The following is an 18,787-nucleotide window of genomic DNA, read 5'->3' on the forward strand; positions in this document are numbered from 1 at the left end:
CCGGTGTGATCGCCGGAAGGGCGGCCGGAAAGAGGGCCGGCGGGCGGGCCCGTAGGACGCTCTGAACGCGGTTCGGAACTCATCTTCGCCTCCCGCCAGGCTAGGTGCGGCTGACCATAAGACCTTCTTTATGCCGCTTTGTGAGAGGTTTCACACCTTTGGACCTCATTGTGTGCCCAGGTGGCGTAGATCCGCAGCATCTGGGTCCTCCCCGGGCCTCCCGCGCACACCCGGCGGGTGCCGCCGGGGGAGTGGGGCCACAAGACCCCTCTGGGCAACCCGCGATGCTCCGATAGCATGTTCGGATTCGCGACACGCCCTCGTCGCCCGCCCTTCATCGGGGGGAGCATGTCATCCGGTCGATGAGTGGCTTATTTGACCAAAACCTAACAAATCGGCCAAACAATTGATATCAAAAGCATCGCGGGTTTTTTCTCGAATAAGCGGCAGGACGACGATCGCCGGGGGGCTTCGAACAAGGGCGATCCTGTGGGCCGCGGCGGGTGTGGTGACCCTCGGATTCCTCATCGCGCTGGAATTCACCGCGCGCCACTACGGCCTACGGGGGCCGATGACCAACCAGGTGCGGGAGGTTGTGTTCGCCCCCAAGTCGGCCCCGCTGCTGTACGGCAGCATGGCGCTGATGATGACGGTGCTCACCTGGCGCCAGCGCTTCATCTCCATCGGCACCGCGATCGGCATCGACCTCGTCTTCTTCCTGGTGCGCTGGGTGGCCGACGCCAAGATGATGCCGGGCAACGGTGCGCTGTGGGTGGTGCTGGCCTGGGGGATCATCGCCCTCGCCCGCCGCACCGGCGCGGAACGCGTCCTGCTGCTGAAGGGCGTCGGGCTGGGCCTGCTGCTGGTGACCGGCCGCAAGGTCGGTGACATCTGGCTGCTCATCACGTCGAACAGCCGCCCGATGGTGCTCGACCAGTACGTCGCGACCGCCGACCACGCTCTCGGCAACCCGTCCTGGCTCGCGGGCCGGCTCGTCAACGCCACGGGTCCGGTCGGCTTCCACGTCCTCGACTGGGTCTACGCCCAGCTCGGTGTGGCCGCCGTCCTCGTCTCGCTGTACGGGCTGCGCAACGTGGCGGCCGAGCGCCGGTTCCCGCGCCACCACCTGGTGCGCACCTTCCTGGTGATCGGCCTCCTCGGGCCGGGTATCTACATGATCTTCCCGGTGGTCGGGCCGATCTACGCGTACGGAGCCGAGGGCGCGCACTGGGCGGTGGCCAACCTGTGGCCGGACGTCATGCCGCAGCCGTCCGACGCGCCCCGCCCCATGCCGTTCGACGGGGTCACCCCGCGCAACTGCATGCCCAGCCTGCACACGGCCTGGGCCACCGCGATATTCATCCATTCCCGCAAGGGCCCGCGCATTCTGCGTTTCTTCGGTACCTTCTGGCTGATCACCACGCTCGCCGCGACGCTGGGATTCGGCCTGCATTACGGCGCCGACATCATCGCGGGCGTGGTGTTCACGCTCACCATCGAGATGGCCCTGCGCTCGCAGGCGCGCGGCTGGGACCGGGCGGGAATCCGTTTCGTCGCCTGCGGAACGACCGTATTCCTGGCGTTCCTGCTGTCCTACCGCTATCTGCCGGTGGAGATGTCCCGCCTGCCGTGGGTGTTCGGACCGCTCCTGGTGCTGGCCACGGCCTCGGTCGTCCTCGGCTACGTACGGATCACGCGGGGCTGGGAGCAGAAGGCCACCCTGCCGGCGCAGCGGCAGCCCGAGAAGCAGCCCGAACTGGTCTGAAGCCCGCACCGGCCCGCGTCCCCGGACGCGGGCCGGTGGTCGAACGGCCGTGCTGCCGGGACACTGTCCGTAGGGGGTCTGCGGCGCGGTGCCCGGCAAGGCGGTGAGGAGCATGGCCAGACCGGTCTGGACCGGAGTGCTGAGCTTCGGGCTGGTGAGCGTCCCCATCGGTGTCTACACCGCCACCGACAGCCACACCGTCCACTTCCACCAGCTGCAGCGGGGCACCTCGGACCGGATCCGGAACCGGCGGGTCAACGAGCGCACCGGTGACGAAGTGCCCCTCGACGAGATCGTCAAGGGCTACGACGCGGGCGAGGAGTACGTCCTGGTGGAGCCCGCCGAGCTGGACGAGATCGCACCGGGGCGTTCCCGGGCCCTGGAGATCAGCGGCTTCGTGGACCTGGACGAGATCGACCCGATCTTCTTCGACCGCACCTACTACGTCGGCCCCAAGGGCCAGGAGTACGCCAAGGTCTACGCCCTGCTGGAACGGGCCCTCACCAAGAGCAACCGGGCCGGCGTCGCCACCTTCGTCATGCGCGGCCGCGAGTACCTCGTGGTGCTCAAGGCCGAGGACGGCATCCTGACCCTCCATACGCTGCACTGGGCCGACGAGATACGCGACCCGCGCTCGGAGGTCCCCGACCTGCCCACCGCGTCCGCCACGCGGACCTCCGCCAACGAGATGAGGATGGCGGAGCAGCTCATCTCCGCCCTCGGCGTGGACTGGGACCCGGAGGAGTACCACGACACCTACCAGGAGAAGATCACCGAGCTGATCCAGGCCAAACAGGCGGGTGAGACCGTGGAGAAGGCCGCGCTCCCGGCGGAGGCCACGAACGTCGTGGACCTGACGGAAGCACTGCGCGCGAGCGTCGAACGGGCCCGCGGCGGCCGGGAACCCGCCCGCAGGGGACGTGCCCGTACGGCGCCCAAGGCACCCAAGGCGCCCGAGGAGTCCAGCCCGCCCGGGGAGTCCGGGAGGTCCGAGGGCTCCGGGGCCGGTCTGGAGTCCCTCACCAAGGCCGAGCTGTACGAGAAGGCGGCCTCCGCGGGGATCCGGGGCCGCTCCGGGATGACCCGCGCCGAGCTGCTCGACGCGCTCACCCGCGGCGCCGCGGCCGCCTAGCCGCACCGGATTCCGGGTCCCGTCGATGCCACTCGTCCCACGGAGCCGGAGCAGGATCCGATTCCGGTTCCGGTTCCGGAGGCGGATCCGAGTCCGGAGGCGGATCGGCACCCGGACGGCCGTGGCACTCACCGTGGCCGTGCTGGCCGCCGCCAACCTGGCCGTCCACCGATGGCCCGGCTCGTTCGGCCTGGTGACCGCCGTCGCGGTCAGCGCGCTGCTGCTCGGCGTGCTCCGGTGGGCCGGGGGCACTCCGGCCGACGCGGGGCTGGCGCCCGGCAGCTACGCCCGCGGCGCCCGCTGGGCGCTGGTGCTGATCGGGTCGGTCGCCGCCGTCTACCTGGCCGGGGCGCTGCTGCCGGCCACCCGGGTGCTGTTCGAGGACCGCCGGTACGAGGCGATGACCGGGGGCGAGGTGCTCTTCCGTGCCTTCGTGCTCGTTCCGGTGGGCACCGTCCTGCTGGAGGAGACCGCCTTCCGCGGCGTGCTCTACGGGCTGGTGGACCGCGCCCGCGGCGCGGTGTGGGCGACCGCCGTGTCGAGCCTGCTGTTCGGCCTGTGGCACGTGCTGCCGTCCCTGCACCTGGCGACCGCGAAACCCGCCGTGAACTCGGTCTTCGGCGGCTCCGGGGCCGGTGCCGCCCTGACGGTCCTGGCGGCCGTGCTGTTCACGGCCGCGGCGGGCGTGCTGTTCTGCGAACTGCGCCGGCGCAGCGGCAGCCTGCTGGCCCCCATGGGCCTGCACTGGGCGGTCAACGGACTCGGCTACCTCGTCGGGTTCCTGCTCCGCTGACCGGCGGACCCAGCCGCTCCGCGGGCCGCCGCTACTGTCCGACGATCTCCTTCAGCCGTTCCAGGTCCTGTGCCGTGAATCCGTCCGGGCGCATGACCGCGTTCCAGCCGTCGACGTACGCCACCTTGTAGGTGTGACCGTGCCCGTCCGGCACCCCCGTGGAGAACGGCAGGTCGGCGGTGATCTGCCAGAACGTCACGAAGGGGATCCAGACCATGGACTCCAGCACGTCGTCGCCGGGTGCCTGTCCGATCCAGTCGGGTTCGGACAGGACCAGGTTCGGGCTCCACCAGACGATCGGATCGGAGGGGTTCATGAGGTAGAGCACCCGGGTGCCGTCCCACGGCGCGCCCGCCGGGGTGATCCCGGTGGCCGGGTCGTCGGTGAACCGCACGGTCCGGCCCTCCCGGTAGACGGGTTCCACCTCGGGACTGCCCGGGTCCCTCCCGTCGCTGAACTCGCGGAACAGCGTGTTGAAGTTGGGCGGGCCGGCGAACAGCGTCCCGGCGGTGCGGTTGCGCAGGTCGTACTCCCCGCTGAAGGCCGTCTCACCGCCGAACGACCCCAGGCTCTCACCCGCCACGAACAGCCGCGGGCGCTGGTCCGCGGGCAGCTTCGACCAGGTGTCGTACACCGCGTCGAAGAGTTCGCGGCCCGCCTCGCGCGCCTTGGACTGGTCGACGAGGTACGACAGCCACGACGGCAGGTAGGAGTACTGCATGGCCACGGTGGCCGCGTCGCCGTTGCCGAGGTACTCGAACGTCTCCACCGCGGCGGGATCCACCCAGCCGCTGCCCGTGGTGGTCATCACCAGCAGGTTCTCGCGCTGGAAGCCGCCGGCCCGCTGGAGGTCCGCGACGGCCTTCGCCGCCCGGCCCTCCGCGTCGTCGGCGGTCTCCAGCCCGGCGTAGGACCGGACCGGCTGCAGTGCCGGCCGGTGGGTGAACGCGCCGATCTCCTGCGCCGACGGCCCGCCGCCGGCGAAGGCCCGGCCCTCCCGGCCCAGCGTGTCCCAGGGCACGACGGAACCGGGCCCGCCCGAGCGCAGGCCCGTGGTGGGCTGGTGCACGCCTTCCGGAGTCTCCGTGTCGCGGAGCGAGAACGCCTCGTTGGCCGCGTTCACGAAGCCCTGCAGCAGCAGCCCGGAGAACGCCAGCCAGGCCAGGAGCGCCACCACCAGCCAGCCGGTCACCCGGGCCGCGCGCTCGCCGAACCAGCGGTCCAGCAGCCGGGCGCACCCGTGGTAGGCGGCCCGCAGGCCGCGCCCGGCCAGCAGGAGCAGGAAGAACACGGCCGCGGCCACGAACGGGCAGGCCACGGTGGTGAGGACGTTGTAGTCGGTGACCCCCATCAGCCGGCGGATCTCGTGCTGCCAGTACTGGCCCAGTCCGAAGAAGACGCCGAACAGCACGACGGCGGCCACCACCAGGACCAGCCACGACCGGCGTGCGGGGGTGCGTGCCCCGCGGTCGGCGAAGGCGCGCCACACGTAGGCCGCCACCACGCCGAGCCCGTACCCGATGGCCGCGCTGATGCCGCAGATCAGGCCCTGCAGGACGCCCCCGCGGGGGAGCAGTGACGGGGTGAAGGACAGACAGGCCAGGACGAGCGCGCCCCAGCAGCCGGGCAGGGTGAGGTGGAGGAGGCGGCGGAGCCTCCCCGGGGCAGCGGTCGTCGGCCCGGGCGTTGCCCGCCCTTCGGACGACGCCTGTTCTCGTGCGGGCTCCGGTTCTTCGGGCGGGGACGCCTGGGCCCGGTTCATCATGGCTGTCCTCCGGGGGCGTGCTCCCCGGGCCCGTCCGGCGGGGCGGTCCACTCCGCTCCGGTGCGCGTGCGGAACGCGGCGACGGCGGACTCCAGGGTGGGGAAGAAGTGACGGGGGTCGATGGTGCGGTCGAGTTCGTACCGCTGGATCTTCTGCCGCACGGGGTCCTTGAGCTCGGCGAACACCAGGTGCACGCCCGCCGCGTTGAGCTGCTCGTCGAGCTCCTCGAGCACGTCGGCGGCGGTGGTGTCCACGTCCGTCATGGGCTCTGCGGCGATCACGATCCAGCTCGGCCCCGGATCCGTGGCGGCCAGTCGCCTGACCTCGTCGCGGAAGGCCTTGGCGTTGGCGAAGAAGAGCGGCGCGTCGAACCGGTAGATCACCAGCCCGGGCAGCCGTCCGGCCCGCGGGTAGGAGCGGACGTCGTGGAAGCCCTCCAGCCCCGGCACCCGCCCCAGCACCGTGCTGTACGGCCACCAGGCGCGCCGGAACACGTTGAGGACGGACAGTGCCACGGCGATGGCGATCCCGGGCAGCACGCCCAGCAGCGCGACCCCGAGGAAGGCGGCGGTGCACAGCAGGAACTCGGTCCGGCGCTGCCGCCACAGCCGCACCGCCCCCGGGACGTCGGCCAGTGAGAGGGAGGCGGTGATGACCACGGCGGCCAGGGCGGGCTGGGGCAGGTTGCGGAACAGGCCGGGCACCAGCAGCAGCATCAGCACGATCAGGGCGGCTCCGACGACCCCGGTCAGCTGGGTCCGGGCACCGGCGCGCTCGGCCACCGCCGTCCGGGACCCACTGGTGCTGACCGGGAAGCCCTGGAAGAAGGCGGCCGCCAGGTTGGCGGCGCCGACGCCCGCCATCTCCGCGTTCCCCCGGACCTCCCCGCCCGTACGGGCCGCGAACGCCGAGGAGTTGGAGATCGTGTCGGCCAGGGACACCAGCGCGATGCCGAGCGCACCGCCGAGCAGCGGTGCGAGGTCGGAGAGCCCCACCCGGGGCACGGTGAACGGCGGGAACCCCTCCGGCAGTACCCCGACCAGGCCCACCCCGCGCTCGGCCAGGCCGAAGAGGCCGGCCGCGGCGATCGCCAGGACCACCATCACGAGCACCGCGGGGACCTTCGGCAGGAACCGCTGCAGGACCAGGATCAGGACGATCCCGCCGATACCGACCGCGGCGGCGGCCGGGACCACCGCCCCCTCGGCGATCTTCCGGACCAGGCCGGCGCACTCGCCGATGAGGCTGTCCGCGTCCACCGAGAAGCCGAGCAGCTTGGGCAGCTGGCCGATCAGGATGGTCAGGCTCAGCCCGTTCATGTAGCCGATCATCGTCGGTTTGGAGACCAGGTCGGCGACGAAGCCGAGCTTCGCCACCGAGGCGAGGATCATGATCGCCGCCACCATCAGTGCGAGCATCGAGGCCAGGGCGACCGCCCGGCCGGGATCCCCGCCCGCCGCCACCAGCGGCAGCACGGTGGCCGCGATCATCGGCCCCAGCGAGGAGTCCGGGCCCAGCACCAGGATCCGGGACGGCCCGCACACGGCGTACCCGAGCAGGCAGAGGATCGTCGTGTACAGGCCGGTGATCGCCGGCAGGCCCGCCAACTCGGCGTACGCCATGCCCTGCGGCACCAGCAGGGTGGTCAGCACCACCCCCGCGACGAGGTCCTTCACCAGCCACTCGCGCCGGTACGTGGACACCGCGCGGACCCCCGGCACGGCCCGGAGCCGGGCGAGGGCCACGGGGCCGCGGTACTCGGTCGTCACGGAGCCCTCCCGCTCAAGAGCTCCTCGACCTGCGGGCCAGGAGCTTGCCCAGCTCCCACAGGAGCAGGAGCACGACGGCGGACAGCAGCGCCCAGCCGAACTGCCGTGCGTTGATCCCGGTCGTCCCGAGGATGCGCCGGAAGCCGTCCAGCTGGGTCACCATCACGGCGAGCACGAACTGCGCCAGGGCGACCCAGTTCATCTGCTTGCTGTCGAACGTGGACGTGGTCAGCACGGAATCGGTCTCGCTGCGGCATTCGAACGCCGCCACGATCAGACAGAGGGAGAAGGCGGTGAAGGCGATCGACTGGCCGGTCGCGGTGCTGCCGAAGTGGTCCTGGCCGAGCCGGATCAGCCCGAGCAGGATGACGGTGATCGCCAGGCCGGCCAGGCCGACGGTGACCAGCACGGGCCGGGTGAGCACCGATTCCCCGCGGGGACGCGGTCTGCGCCGCATCAGTCCGGGGCTCTCCCGGTCGAAGCCGAGCGCGAAGCCGAAGGAGGCGTTGACGACGAAGTGGATCCACAGCACCTGGGGCGGCGTGAACGGCTCGCCGGCGGCGATGTTGAGGACGGTGGCCCCCAGGAACGTCAGGACGAAGGTGACCAGCAGGAGCAGCACGAAGCGGATGTACTTGGTGAGGTTGTCGTAGATCGTCCGGCCCTGCTCCACGGCGTAGACGATGGTGGCGAAGTTGTCGTCGGAGAGGATCATGCGTCCGGCGTTCTTCGCCACGTCCGTGCCGCTGCCCATGGCGATGCCGATGTCGGCGGCCTTGATGGCCGGGGCGTCGTTGACCCCGTCCCCGGTCATCGCGACCACCTCGCCCTTCTTCTTGAGGGTGTGGGCGAGCAGCACCTTGTGCTCCGGAGCGACCCGTCCCAGCACGCCGATGGCGTCGATGCGGTCCAGCCGCTCCTCCTCGCTCATGGCGGCGAAGTCGGCGCCGAGCACCGCCTCGCCCGGGATGCCGAGCTGCCGGGCGATCGCCGCCCCGGTCGTGACGTCGTCGCCGGTCACCAGGCGGACGGTGATGTGGGCGTCCCGGGCACTGGCCACCGCGGCCCCGGCCTCATCGCGGGGCGGGTCCACCATGGCGACGAGACTGGTCATCCGCAGGCCGGTGACGTACCCGAGGAGGTCGCCGTCCGGGTCGAACCCGTCCGGGTCCAGGTCACGGGTGGCGGCGGCCATCACCCGGCGGCCCTCGCCGCCCATCCGCGCGGTCTGGGCCTCGGCCCGGGCGGTCAGATCGGTGTCCCACGGGACGGTCCGGCCCGCCGCGAGCGCGGTGGCCGCCCGTGCCATCACCGCGGGGGCCGCGCCCTTGACGAAGCAGCGGACGACCGGCCGGCCGGCCTCGTCGACCGCCGAGTTGAAGGTGGCCATCAGTTTGTAGCCGGGGTCGAAGGGGAGGGTGGCCAGCCGGGGGAGGGCCGCCCGGGTGCCGTCGGTGTCCAGGCCGGCCTTGTGCGCGAGCACCAGCAGGGCGCCCTCGGTGGGGTCGCCCACCACCGCGCCGTCCACCAGCTTGGCGTCACTGGCCACCACGTACGGCAGGATCGCGTCCTCGATCCCCCCGGCCGCGGCCCCGGCCGCGTGGTGCACCTTCCCCTCCAGCCCGTAACCGGTACCCGAGACGGTGTACCGGTCGGTGGGGCTGATCACTTCGACGGCCGTCATCTGGTTCATCGTCAGGGTGCCGGTCTTGTCCGAGTTGATGGCCGAGGTGAAGGCGAGGGTCTCGACCGACGGCAGTTCCTTGACGATGGCGTTGCGCCGGGCGAGGTTGAGGCTGCCGACGGAGAGGATCGCCTGGGTGACCGTCGGCAGGGCCTCGGGGATGGCCGCGATGGCCAGCGAGACCGCGCTGACGAACAGCACGTCCCAGGCCTGGCCGCGACTGCGCCCCAGCGCGAACATCACGATCATGGTCAGGCCGGCGGCCCCGGTGATCCACAGCGTGAGGGTGTCGAGCTCCTTGGTGAGCGGCGGCACCTCCTTCTCGGTGGCCGACAGCATGCCGGAGATCTTGCCGAGTTCGGTGTCCTTGCCGGTCGCGGTGACGACGAGAACGCCGCTGCCGTGGGTGACCGGCGTGTTCATGAAGGCGGTGTTGGTCAGGTCGCCGGGAGAGGCATGGCCGGCCGGCAGGGCCTGGGTGTCCTTCGCGGAGGGAACGCTCTCGCCGGTGAGGGCCGACTCGTCGATCTGCAGGGCGCTGGCCTGCACCAGGCGCCCGTCCGCGGGCACCTGGTCCCCCGCGGAGACCAGCACCACGTCACCGACGACCAGCTGTTCGGCCGGGATCTCGGCCTCCGTACCGTCCCGGCGCACCCGGGCCGTCGCCTTCATCATCGACTTCAGCGCGTTCATCGCGCTCTCGGCCTTGCCCTCCTGCCGCAGCCCCACGACCGCGTTCAGCAGGGTCAGTACGATCAGCAGGACCGCGGTGGTCCACTCCCGGATGAGGAAGGAGACGATGGCCGCGGCCACCAGGACGATCTGCATGTAGCTGCGGTACTGGGCGAGGAACCGCTGCCAGCCGGGGGTGCGGGCCTCCTCGGGCAGCGCGTTCGGGCCGTGCGCCGCCAGGAGCCGCGCGGCCCGCGCCGCGGACAGACCGGCCGCCGGATCGACGCCGAACGCGGCCAGGACCTCCTCGGCAGAGCGCGCGTGCCAGCCCTCCTCCGGAGGCCGGGGGGCTCCTCCCGTGACATCCGACTCCACCGTCATCGTTCCGCCTTCGATCCGCGGCCCGCGGGGCCGGCCTAGTCCCGCCCCCTCTTCCCCTCCTTCCTCGGCTGGTCCTTCCTCGGCTTCTCCCTCGACTTCTCCCTCGACTTCTCCGCGTACGGATCGGGCGCGGCCCCGGCCGGGGCCTCCCGCTCCAGCTCCCGCCGCGCGGTGAGCAACTCCTCCCGAGCCGCGTCGCCCACGTCGGGGAACTGCGGATCGATGCCGATGAGGGTGTGGGCCAGGACCGCCGCCGCGCAGATCCGCGCGAACCACTTGTGGTCGGCCGGCACGACGTACCACGGCGCCCACCTGGTGCTCGTGGCCGACAGCATCTCGGAGAACGCCAGCTGGTAGTCGTCCCACCGGCGCCGCTCCCGGACGTCGGCGGCGGAGAACTTCCAGTTCTTCTCCCGCAGGTCGATCCGCTTCAGGAAGCGGGTGCGCTGCTCCTCCTCGGACAGGTTCAGGAAGATCTTCACGACCTTGAACCCGTTGTCCGTGAGGTACCGCTCCCAGTGGTTGATCTCCCGGTAGCGCCGCTCCCATACGTCGGGCCCGCGCGCGTGGGCCGGCAGTTTCTGCCGGACGAGGTTCTCGGGATGGACCCGCACCACGAGGACCTCCTCGTAGTGCGAACGGTTGAAGATGGCGATCTCGCCGCGCTCCGGGAGCCGCCGGGAGTAGCGCCACAGGTAGTCGTGGTCCAGTTCCTCGGCGGAGGGCACCTTGAAGCTGCTGACCCGCACGCCCTGCGGGTTGACCCCGCTCATCACGTGGCGGATCGTGCCGTCCTTGCCGCCGGCGTCGAGCGCCTGGAGACACATCACCACGCCGTAGGAGTCCGCTGCGGCCAGCCGCTCCTGGTACTCGGCGAGCAGTTGTACGCCCGTCCGCAGCAGCTGGACCCCCTCCTCCTTCGTCATGCCGCCCCGGTAGCCGGGGTCGAAGTCGCGGTGCAGCTTCACCGTCGACCCGGGTTCCACCCGCAGCGGCGCGATGAACTCCGCGATGCGCTCGGCCCTGTCGTCCGACATCACCGATCAGCCCTTCCCGGGTCCTGTGCCCTGGCGCTCATTCTCTGCTCGACCGGGCAAGATCGCTCCCCGAGCCGCTCCGGGCCGCCGCGCCCCGGTCAGGGCCCGCGCCAGATCCGCTCGTACGCCGCCCGGTAGCCCAGCGGATCCCATGACGTGGCCCCGCCGCTGTTCGCCGCCGTCACCACGTGGACGGGTGCGACGTAGCCGCTGGCCGGCCGGCCGGCGAAGGCGCGATTGAACTCGTCGACGATCTGCCAGCCCTGCTGGTTCAGCGGCTCGGGGACGGTGGCCGCCTGGTACTGCCCGCTGTTGATGCGCTGGAAGGCAGAGGGGTCGCCGTCGCCCGCACCGATGTTGAAGGGCGGCCCGGCGCCGGGCCGCCGGGCCGCCCGCAGGGCCGGGGCGGCATCGGCGAAGTACAGGTCGTTGATCGCCACGGAGTCCGTCCACCGGTCCCCGAACCGGGACAGCAGGGAGGAGACCTGCTGCGGGGTGCGCTCGGTCGCGTCCGGGATGGGGATGTTCTCGGTGGCCAGCAGCCGTACGCCGGGGCAGTCGGCCAGCCGCCGTTTGATCAGCTCCGACTTGTCGCGGGCGAACGGGATGGAGTCGTCGGTGAAGACCACGGTCCCGGAGTTCCCGCCGGACCGGGCGATCACCCAGTCCGCGCTGATCCCCGCCACCTCCTCCACCTTGGTCGTCACATTGGTGAAGAGCCGGGGCTTCGTGCTCGGGCCGGGGGAGCTGACGGCGTGCCAGCCGACCAGCGGAATGCCTGCCTCCGCCGCCCGCGCCGTCTGCTGCGCGGTGAGCAGGGGATCGAACCCGCCGATGACGATGCCCGAGGGCTTCAGGGTGACCGCCTGGCTCAGCGCCGCCTGGATGCCCGCCGGGGTGCCGCCCCCGTCGATCACCCGGACCTGCCAGCCGATGGCGGCCGCGGCCTCCCGGACGCCCTCGGCGACTCCGGCGACCCCGGGGTTGGTCATGGTCTGCGCCACGTACACCAGGCTCTTGCCAGGAACCGCCGCGGGCCCGGTCGTGGGCCCGTTCCAGGCGAGGTCGGTCCGTTCGGCCTGCGCCACCGCCGACTTCGCCCGCGCGAGCGCCGCCGGACAGCCCGCTCCGGGGGACGCGGCCGGGGCCCGGTCCTCGCCGCCCGCACAGCCCGTGACGACGACGGAGACGGCCGCCCACAGGGCCGCGGCCGCGAGGACGCTGGTGCGGTTGGGGTACACGGTGCTCCTGACGTGAGGTGCCTGCGGGCGGTCGGTGCGGGTGGTCAGGGCGGGCGGTCGGTGCGGGCGGTGGGTGCGGGGTGGTCAGGGCGGGTGGTCCGTGGCCCGCGCGCGCAGCCGCCGCCGGGACGCGTACCCGGCGAGGCCCACGGCCAGCAGCAGCGTGCAGCCGTTGAACAGCGGGGTGGCCCAGAACTCGGCGCCGAGCTGCCCGATCCCGGCGAGTCCGACCGCGAGCAGGCCGACGGCCACCAGGGTGCCCAGCGCGTTGGCGCGCCCCGGCCTGACCGTGGTGGAGCCGAGCAGCGCGCCGACGAACGCGGGCAGCAGGTAGTCCAGGCCCACGCTCGGGTTGCCGATCTGCTGCTGCGCGGCGAGCAGCACCCCGGCGACGCCCACCACCAGGCCCGACCCGGCGAAGGCGTAGACCGAGTACCTGCGGGTGCGGATGCCGAGGATGCCGGCTGCCCGCGGGTTGGAGCCGACCACGTACATGTACCGCCCCAGCGGCAGCCGTTCCAGCACCACCCAGAGGACGGCCACGGCGGCCGCCACGTAGAAGGCCGGCAGCGGCAGACCCAGGAACCGCCCGTCGTACAGGCCGGTGAACGCGGGCGGCAGACCCTCCGGGCCGGGCACGATCCGGCTGCCGTCGGTGAGCCAACCGGTGAACGCGTACATGATGCTGCCCGTGCCGAGGGTGGCGATGAGCGAGTCGATCCGGGCGAACTCGACGATCACCCCGTTCAGTACGCCCACCAGCGTCCCGCCGAGGACCACCACGAGAGCGGCGAGGGGCCAGGGGGTCCCCGCCTCGACGATCAGGTACATCACCAGTACGTGCCCCAGGCCCAGCCCGTAGCCGACGGACAGGTCGAACTTGCCGGTGGCGATGGGCAGCGTCACACCGAGCGCGAGGAGCGCCGGGATCGACTGGTTGGACAGGATCGAGGACACGTTGTCCCGGGTGGGGAACGTGTCCGGCAGCACGGCGGAGAAGACCGTGAACAGCACGACCGCCAGGGCCAGCAGGCCGTAGCTCCCGATGAGGTGGTGCCCGCGCGGGGACCGGCGCGTCACGGGGCCGTGTCCCCGGTGATCGCGGGCATCGCCGAGGCGGCACGGGTCAGTCCGGCGGGCGTCAGGGCAGCACCGGTGAGCTCGGTCCCCACCGAGCCCCGGACGAACACCAGCGCGCGGTGGCAGAGGTCCGCGACCTCCTCGAAGTCGGCGGACACCAGCAGCACCGCCAGCCCCTCGGCGGCGGCGCCGTCGAGCAGTCGGTGGATCGCCGCCTTGGCACCGACGTCCACGCTCGCCGTCGGCTCCTCCAGCACCAGCAGCTTCAGCCGCCCGCGCAGCGCCCGGCCGAGGACCACCTTCTGCTGGTTGCCGCCGGACAGCGTGGCGATGGGCACCTCGGTGTCCCGGGGGCGTACGGCGAACCGCTCGATCAGGGCCGCGGTCTCGCGCCGCTCGTGCCGGGGAACGAGCGGGCGCCACGCCCGCACCCCGGCCGCCCGGGGATTGGCAAGGAAGTTCTCCCGGACCGTCAGATCCAGGGCGCAGCCCTCCTCCTGGCGGTTGGCGGCCACGAAACCGACTCCGAGGCGGAGGGCGGCCGCCACCGTCCGCGGCCGGTACGGGCGCCCGTCGAGCAGCGCCCGCCCGCCCAGCGGCGGCAGCGCACCAGCCAGCGCGCGGCCCAGGTGCATGTGCCCGGCCCCGGTCAGCCCCACCATGCCGAGGATCTCCCCGGGCGCCAGGTCCAGGCTGACCGGCCCGGTTCGCTCCGTGGTCACCGCGTCCAGGCTCAGTACGGGAGGCCGGCCGCCGGGCACGGCGGCCGCCGGCCCGCGCCCGGCCGGGACGCCGCCCGCGATGTCCTGCACCAGCCGGGCGGGCGGGTACCCGGCGAGCCGCCCGCGGGCCACCAGGCGGCCGTCGCGCAGCACGGCGAACGCGTCGGCGACCCGGTACACCTCGTCGAGCCGGTGGCTGACGTAGAGGATGCCGTGCCCCCGGTCCCTCAGCGTGTGCAGGACCTCGAAGAGCCGGGCGCAGTCGGCGGCGGGGAGCGTGGCGGTCGGCTCGTCGAGGACGAACAGCTCCGCGCGGCGGGCCAGGGCCCGGGCGATGGCCACCAGCGAGCGTTCGGCGGGCGGGAGGTCCGCGATCCGGGCGCGGGGGTCCAGATGGCCCGCGACGACCGCCAGGGCCTCGGCGCAGAGCTCCCGGTTGCGCCGCCAGGAGATCAGGCCGCGGCGGCGCGGGTAGCCCGTGCCCAGGGCGATGTTCTCGGCGACCGTCATCCACTCGACCAGGCCGAGGTCCTGGTGGATGAAGGACATCCGCGCCGACGCCGCCTCGGAGCCGAGCGGGTGCCCGGCCACCGTCACCTCGCCCTCGTCGGGCCGGTACACCCCGGCGAGGACCTTGATGAGCGTGGACTTCCCGGCGCCGTTGGGGCCGAGGAGGGCCAGCACACTGCCGCCGTGGAGGTCGAGGCTGACCCGGTCCAGCGCCACGGTTCCGCCGAACCGCTTCCCCAGACCCCGCACCCGCACGAGCGGTTCCCCGCCGGAGCGCCCGGGCCGGTGGCCGGGCGGAGGGGGTGAAGGCTCATGGGCGTCAAGCACGGACGTCTCCGGGGCCGCCGCGGATCTCCCTCTCGGGAGCATGGGACAGAGAGGATGCTACTGGGATCAAAGGGGCATCCCCCTGCATTGTCGAACGCATACCGGATGTCACGCGGCGTCCAGGGCGCATTCGGCCCAGATCACCTTGCCCTCGGGGGTGTACCGGGTGCCCCACGCCTGGGACAGCTGGGCGACGAGGAACAGGCCGCGCCCGCCCTCGTCCGTGCTCGCCGACCGCCGCAGGTGCGGGGCGGTGCTGCTGCCGTCGGAGACCTCGCAGATCAGGGTGCGGTCCCGGATCAGCCGCACCCGGATGGGATCGCCGCCGTACCGGACCGCGTTGGTCACCAGCTCGCTCAGCATCAGCTCGGCGGCGAACGCGAGCTCGTCCAGGCCCCAGTCGGCCAGCCGGCGGGTGGCGGCGGCGCGGAGGTCGGAGACCTTCGCGGGATCGGCCGGCACCTCCCATACGGCGATCCGGTCCTCGGGCAGGGTGTGGGTCCGGGCCACCAGCAGGGCGATGTCGTCGGCGGGGTGCTCAGGCGCCATGGCGTCGATCACGGCCTCACAGGTGTCCTCGGGGGTGCGGTCCGGATGGGCCAGGGCGCGCCGCAGGTCGTCGAGGGCCAGGTCGATGTCGCGGTGGCGGTCCTCGACGAGACCGTCGGTGTAGAGGATCAGCGTGCTGTCCCGGGGCAGCACGATCTCGGCGGTCTCGAAGGGCAGGCCGCCCAGGCCCAGCGGAGGCCCGGCCGGCAGGTCGGGGAAGGTCACGGTCCCGTCGGGGCCGACCAGGGCCGGCGGGAGGTGGCCGGCCCGGGCCATGGTGCAGTGCCGCGAGGTCGGATCGTAGACGGCGTACAGGCAGGTGGCGCCCACGATGCCGTTGCTGCCGGTGGGGCCGTCGTCGCCCTCCTCCCGGTCCAGCCGCACCAGGAGGTTGTCCAGGTGGGTCAGGAGCTCGTCGGGGGCGAGTTCCAGTTCGGCGAAGTTGCGTGCCGCGGTCCGCAACCGCCCCATGGTGGCGGCCGCGTGCAGGCCGTGCCCGACGACGTCGCCCACCAGGAGGGCGACCCGGGTCCCGGACAGCGGGATGACGTCGAACCAGTCGCCGCCCACCCCGGATTCGGCCGGCAGGTAGCGGTGGGCGACCTCCACGGCGCCCTGCTCGGGCAGTCCGCGCGGGAGCAGGCTCCGCTGCAGGGCCAGGGCCAGGGTGTGCTCGCGGGTGTAGCGGCGGGCGTTGTCGATGCACAGGGCGGCCCGGGCGCAGAGCTCCTGCGCCAGCCGGCTGTCGTCCTCCCCGTAGGGGGAGGGGTCCCGCAGGCGGTAGAAGCTCGCGATGCCCAGCAGGGCGCCGCGGGCGAGCAGCGGTACGGCGACGAGCGAGTGCACGCCGTAGGCGAGGAGCCGGAGGGAACGCTCGGGACTCTGGGCGAACCAGCCCGCCGCGTCCTTCAGTCTCGGCTCCAGCACCGTCTGCCCGCTGCTCAGACCTCGCATGTGCGGGGTGCCGGGCCGGAAGTCCAGCTCCTGTCCGGTCGGGTAGAAGGGGGCGTCGTCGCTGATGCCGTGGAGCACCGTGCGGTGCAGGTCGGTCTCGGGGTCGAAGGTCTCGTCACCGCGCAGTACGGCCCCGGGCAGGTCGACGGTGACGTAGTCGGCCAGACCCGGTACCGCGAGCTCGGCGAGCTCCTCCGCGGTCCGGGTCACGTCGAGCGTGGTCCCGATCCGGGCGCTGGCCTCGGCCAGGAGCTCCAGCCGGCGCCGTGCCTGGACGGCGTACTTGCCGACCTCCGGCTCGCCGACGAGGACCAGGCCGCGGACCGAGCCGGAGCGCGTACCGGCGGTGCCGGTGCGGCTGCCGGGCGCGACCGGTGGTCCGGCGGGCGCCGGGCCGGCGCGGGGCGAGAGGGAGAGGTGGTGCACGGGCGGCGTGTTGCTGCCGATCAGGGCCTCGACGACCATGCCCTCCACCCCGGAGGGACTGGTCACCGGGTGGCTCAGCAGGGTCGCCCCGCGGCCGTGGGGCAGGGTCACGTCGACGGCGCCCCGCCGGGACAGGGCGATCAGCTCGGTGGCCTTCTCCTGGAGGATCCGCCGGTCGTGCGGGTCCAGCTCCAGACCGGCCGGCTCGACCAGTTCCTCCAGTCCGTCAGGCCCGGCCGGGACCGCAGGGCCGAGATGGCGCCCGTCCACGGCGGTCCCGCCCGGTGCGGCGCGCCGCCGTTCGGCGTCGAGGTAGGTCCGCAGCAGCCCGCGCTCCCGCGCCGAACTCTGCTCCATCAGCCGCTGCTCGATCGTCTCGGCCGCCCGCCGGACCAGGGCGGCCAGCGCGGGGCGTTCGTAGGCGTGCGGGTATCCCAAGCAGAGCACGCCCACGGTGTCCCCGCTGAGCTGGTCGCGGATGGGGACGGCGCAGCAGGCGCTCGTCTGGCTGCGTTCGGCGAAGTGCTCGGCGCCGTAGACCTGGACGAAGTCCCTTTCCGCCAGCGCGAGACCGATGCCGTTGGTGCCGGCGTACCGCTCGGCGAAGACGAAGCCCGGCACGCTCTGGATCGGGGGCAGGGTCCGGGCCAGGGCGGGATCGCCGAAACGGCGCTGCAGCACCGTGCCGTTCGCGTCGGCGACGGAGATGTTGATCTGGCTGCCGGAGAGCCGGGACTGCAGCTGGTCGAGCACGGGTCCGGCCGCCCGCACCAGGCGGCTGTCGGGGTCGAAATCGTCCCGGTAGGGCAGCTCGGTCTGCTCGGGGGAGAGCCCCAGCAGCCGGCAGCGCAGCCACGAGTTCAGGATCGGGTTCCGCACCCCCGTCTCGACCGGCTCGCCCCCCAGGAACCGCTGACGGGAGCGCGCGGGGCCGATCTGTTCTCCCGTGACCCCCATCTGCATCACTTCCCCTTGCCGGGTGATGGGTGAAGTTGAATCGGCGCCTTTGAGTATATTCCCGGCGATTTGCCCCTTCACAGGAGAGCGACGGGATTGACCGGGGATCCCGTTCCGCCGGGGACGTTCAGGGGCGTGACGACGAGCATGAACTCGTGACGTCCCGCCGCGGCGCACGCGGCGGACAGCTCCTCCAGGTCCAGGTTGTCCAGCAGCGGCACCCCCATGGCCGCCACGGCCAGGGTGTGCACGGGGGAGTGCACGCCCTCGACCGGGGAGGGGCGCAGATCGCTGTCCCCGTCGGCGCCGAGCAGGCTGACGGCCCGCTCGGCCAGCAGCGGCACCGCGTCCACGTGGAAGCCGGCGCTCGCCGCGTCCACGTCCCACGGCCCCTTCTCGCGCAGACGCCGGAACCGGCCGGAGCGCAGCAGTACCGCGCACCCGTCGTCGACCGACACCCCGAGCGCCTCCTCGGCGGCCAGCACGTCGCGGGCGCGGACCGGCCGGCCCGGTTCGAGCCAGTCGGTTCCCAGGACGGCGGGCAGGTCGAGGAGGACTCCTCGGGTGACGAGCGGGCCGAGCGCCGACACCGAGCCGAAGCGGGCGCCGCCCGCGCCGATGACCTCGCGGGCCCGCTGCCCCCCGTAGAGCCGCCCCCGGTAGGCGACGTGCGAGAGGGCGTCGAGGTGAGTCACGGACTTGCCGTGGTAGTCCACGGCGAGGAAGTCCTTGTGGGTGGCCGGCTCCGGCGGTTCCACGTCGCCGAGGTCGGACATGTAGTGCAGGGCGGGCCGGGGGTTGCCGGGGCCCGGCCGGGTGTCCCAGGGCAACCCCAGGGACACCGCCGTACCGTCCCGGACCAGGGCGGCGGCCCGCCGCACGTGGTGGGGGGCGACCCGGTTCCAGGCGCCCCGGTCGGCCCGCTCCCAGCGGCCCCAGGTGCGGACCGCGGCGAACAGGGCGTCGAATTCCTGACGGGAGACCCGGGGAGCTTCCGCGGGGTCGGTGCTCATGACCCGCATG

General features: G+C 72.7%; 12 protein-coding genes. 3 read left to right on the forward strand and 9 right to left on the reverse strand.

Annotated features, from left to right (window positions below):
* Positions 1–457: 457 nt before the first annotated feature.
* The 3 genes from AC067U_RS18740 (at position 458) to AC067U_RS18750 (ending at position 3,690) form a co-directional block, all read left to right on the forward strand.
* Positions 458–1,765, forward strand: a complete 1,308-nt coding sequence (locus AC067U_RS18740) for a phosphatase PAP2 family protein (RefSeq protein ID WP_478830919.1) — start codon at positions 458–460, stop codon at positions 1,763–1,765.
* Positions 1,766–1,877: 112 nt separating this feature from the next.
* Positions 1,878–2,897 (forward strand): non-homologous end joining protein Ku, encoded by a 1,020-nt coding sequence (gene ku / locus AC067U_RS18745; RefSeq protein WP_478830828.1) that lies wholly within the window; start codon positions 1,878–1,880, stop codon positions 2,895–2,897.
* Between the two features lie 121 nt (positions 2,898–3,018).
* Entirely contained in the window at positions 3,019–3,690 is a 672-nt protein-coding gene (locus tag AC067U_RS18750) for a lysostaphin resistance A-like protein (RefSeq protein ID WP_478830829.1), read from the forward strand.
* Between the two features lie 31 nt (positions 3,691–3,721).
* Here the strand turns inward: AC067U_RS18750 and AC067U_RS18755 are convergent, their stop codons facing one another.
* From AC067U_RS18755 to AC067U_RS18795, 9 genes are all read right to left on the reverse strand, one after another.
* Positions 3,722–5,452, reverse strand: coding sequence for an alpha/beta hydrolase (locus AC067U_RS18755; RefSeq protein WP_478830830.1), 1,731 nt, complete (start codon positions 5,450–5,452; stop codon positions 3,722–3,724).
* Positions 5,452–7,224 carry a SulP family inorganic anion transporter gene (locus AC067U_RS18760; protein WP_478830831.1) on the reverse strand — a complete coding sequence of 591 codons (1,773 nt, stop codon included), beginning with the start codon at positions 7,222–7,224 and terminating at the stop codon, positions 5,452–5,454. Before AC067U_RS18760 ends, AC067U_RS18755 begins: the two co-directional genes overlap by 1 nt.
* A 13-nt stretch (positions 7,225–7,237) precedes the next feature.
* On the reverse strand, positions 7,238–9,961 hold the full coding sequence (locus AC067U_RS18765) for a cation-translocating P-type ATPase (RefSeq protein ID WP_478830832.1): 2,724 nt from the start codon (positions 9,959–9,961) through the stop codon (positions 7,238–7,240).
* A gap of 35 nt (positions 9,962–9,996) precedes the next feature.
* On the reverse strand, positions 9,997–10,998 hold the full coding sequence (locus AC067U_RS18770; protein ID WP_478830833.1) for a polyphosphate kinase 2 family protein: 1,002 nt from the start codon (positions 10,996–10,998) through the stop codon (positions 9,997–9,999).
* Positions 10,999–11,096: 98 nt separating this feature from the next.
* Complete coding sequence (locus tag AC067U_RS18775) at positions 11,097–12,239, reverse strand: substrate-binding domain-containing protein (protein WP_478830834.1); 1,143 nt, start codon at positions 12,237–12,239, stop codon at positions 11,097–11,099.
* Between the two features lie 84 nt (positions 12,240–12,323).
* On the reverse strand, positions 12,324–13,319 hold the full coding sequence (locus AC067U_RS18780; protein WP_478830835.1) for an ABC transporter permease: 996 nt from the start codon (positions 13,317–13,319) through the stop codon (positions 12,324–12,326).
* Positions 13,316–14,920, reverse strand: a complete 1,605-nt coding sequence (locus AC067U_RS18785; RefSeq protein WP_478830836.1) for a sugar ABC transporter ATP-binding protein — start codon at positions 14,918–14,920, stop codon at positions 13,316–13,318. The genes AC067U_RS18780 and AC067U_RS18785 overlap by 4 nt, the downstream gene beginning before the upstream one ends.
* A gap of 66 nt (positions 14,921–14,986) precedes the next feature.
* A complete protein-coding gene (locus tag AC067U_RS18790; RefSeq protein ID WP_478830837.1) occupies positions 14,987–17,764 on the reverse strand; it encodes a SpoIIE family protein phosphatase in 2,778 nt (925 codons plus the stop codon).
* A 77-nt stretch (positions 17,765–17,841) separates the two neighbouring features.
* A complete protein-coding gene (locus AC067U_RS18795; RefSeq protein ID WP_478830838.1) occupies positions 17,842–18,777 on the reverse strand; it encodes a cyclase family protein in 936 nt (311 codons plus the stop codon).
* Between the last annotated feature and the right edge of the window lie 10 nt (positions 18,778–18,787).

This window comes from Streptomyces sp. NPDC043853 (assembly GCF_056436025.1).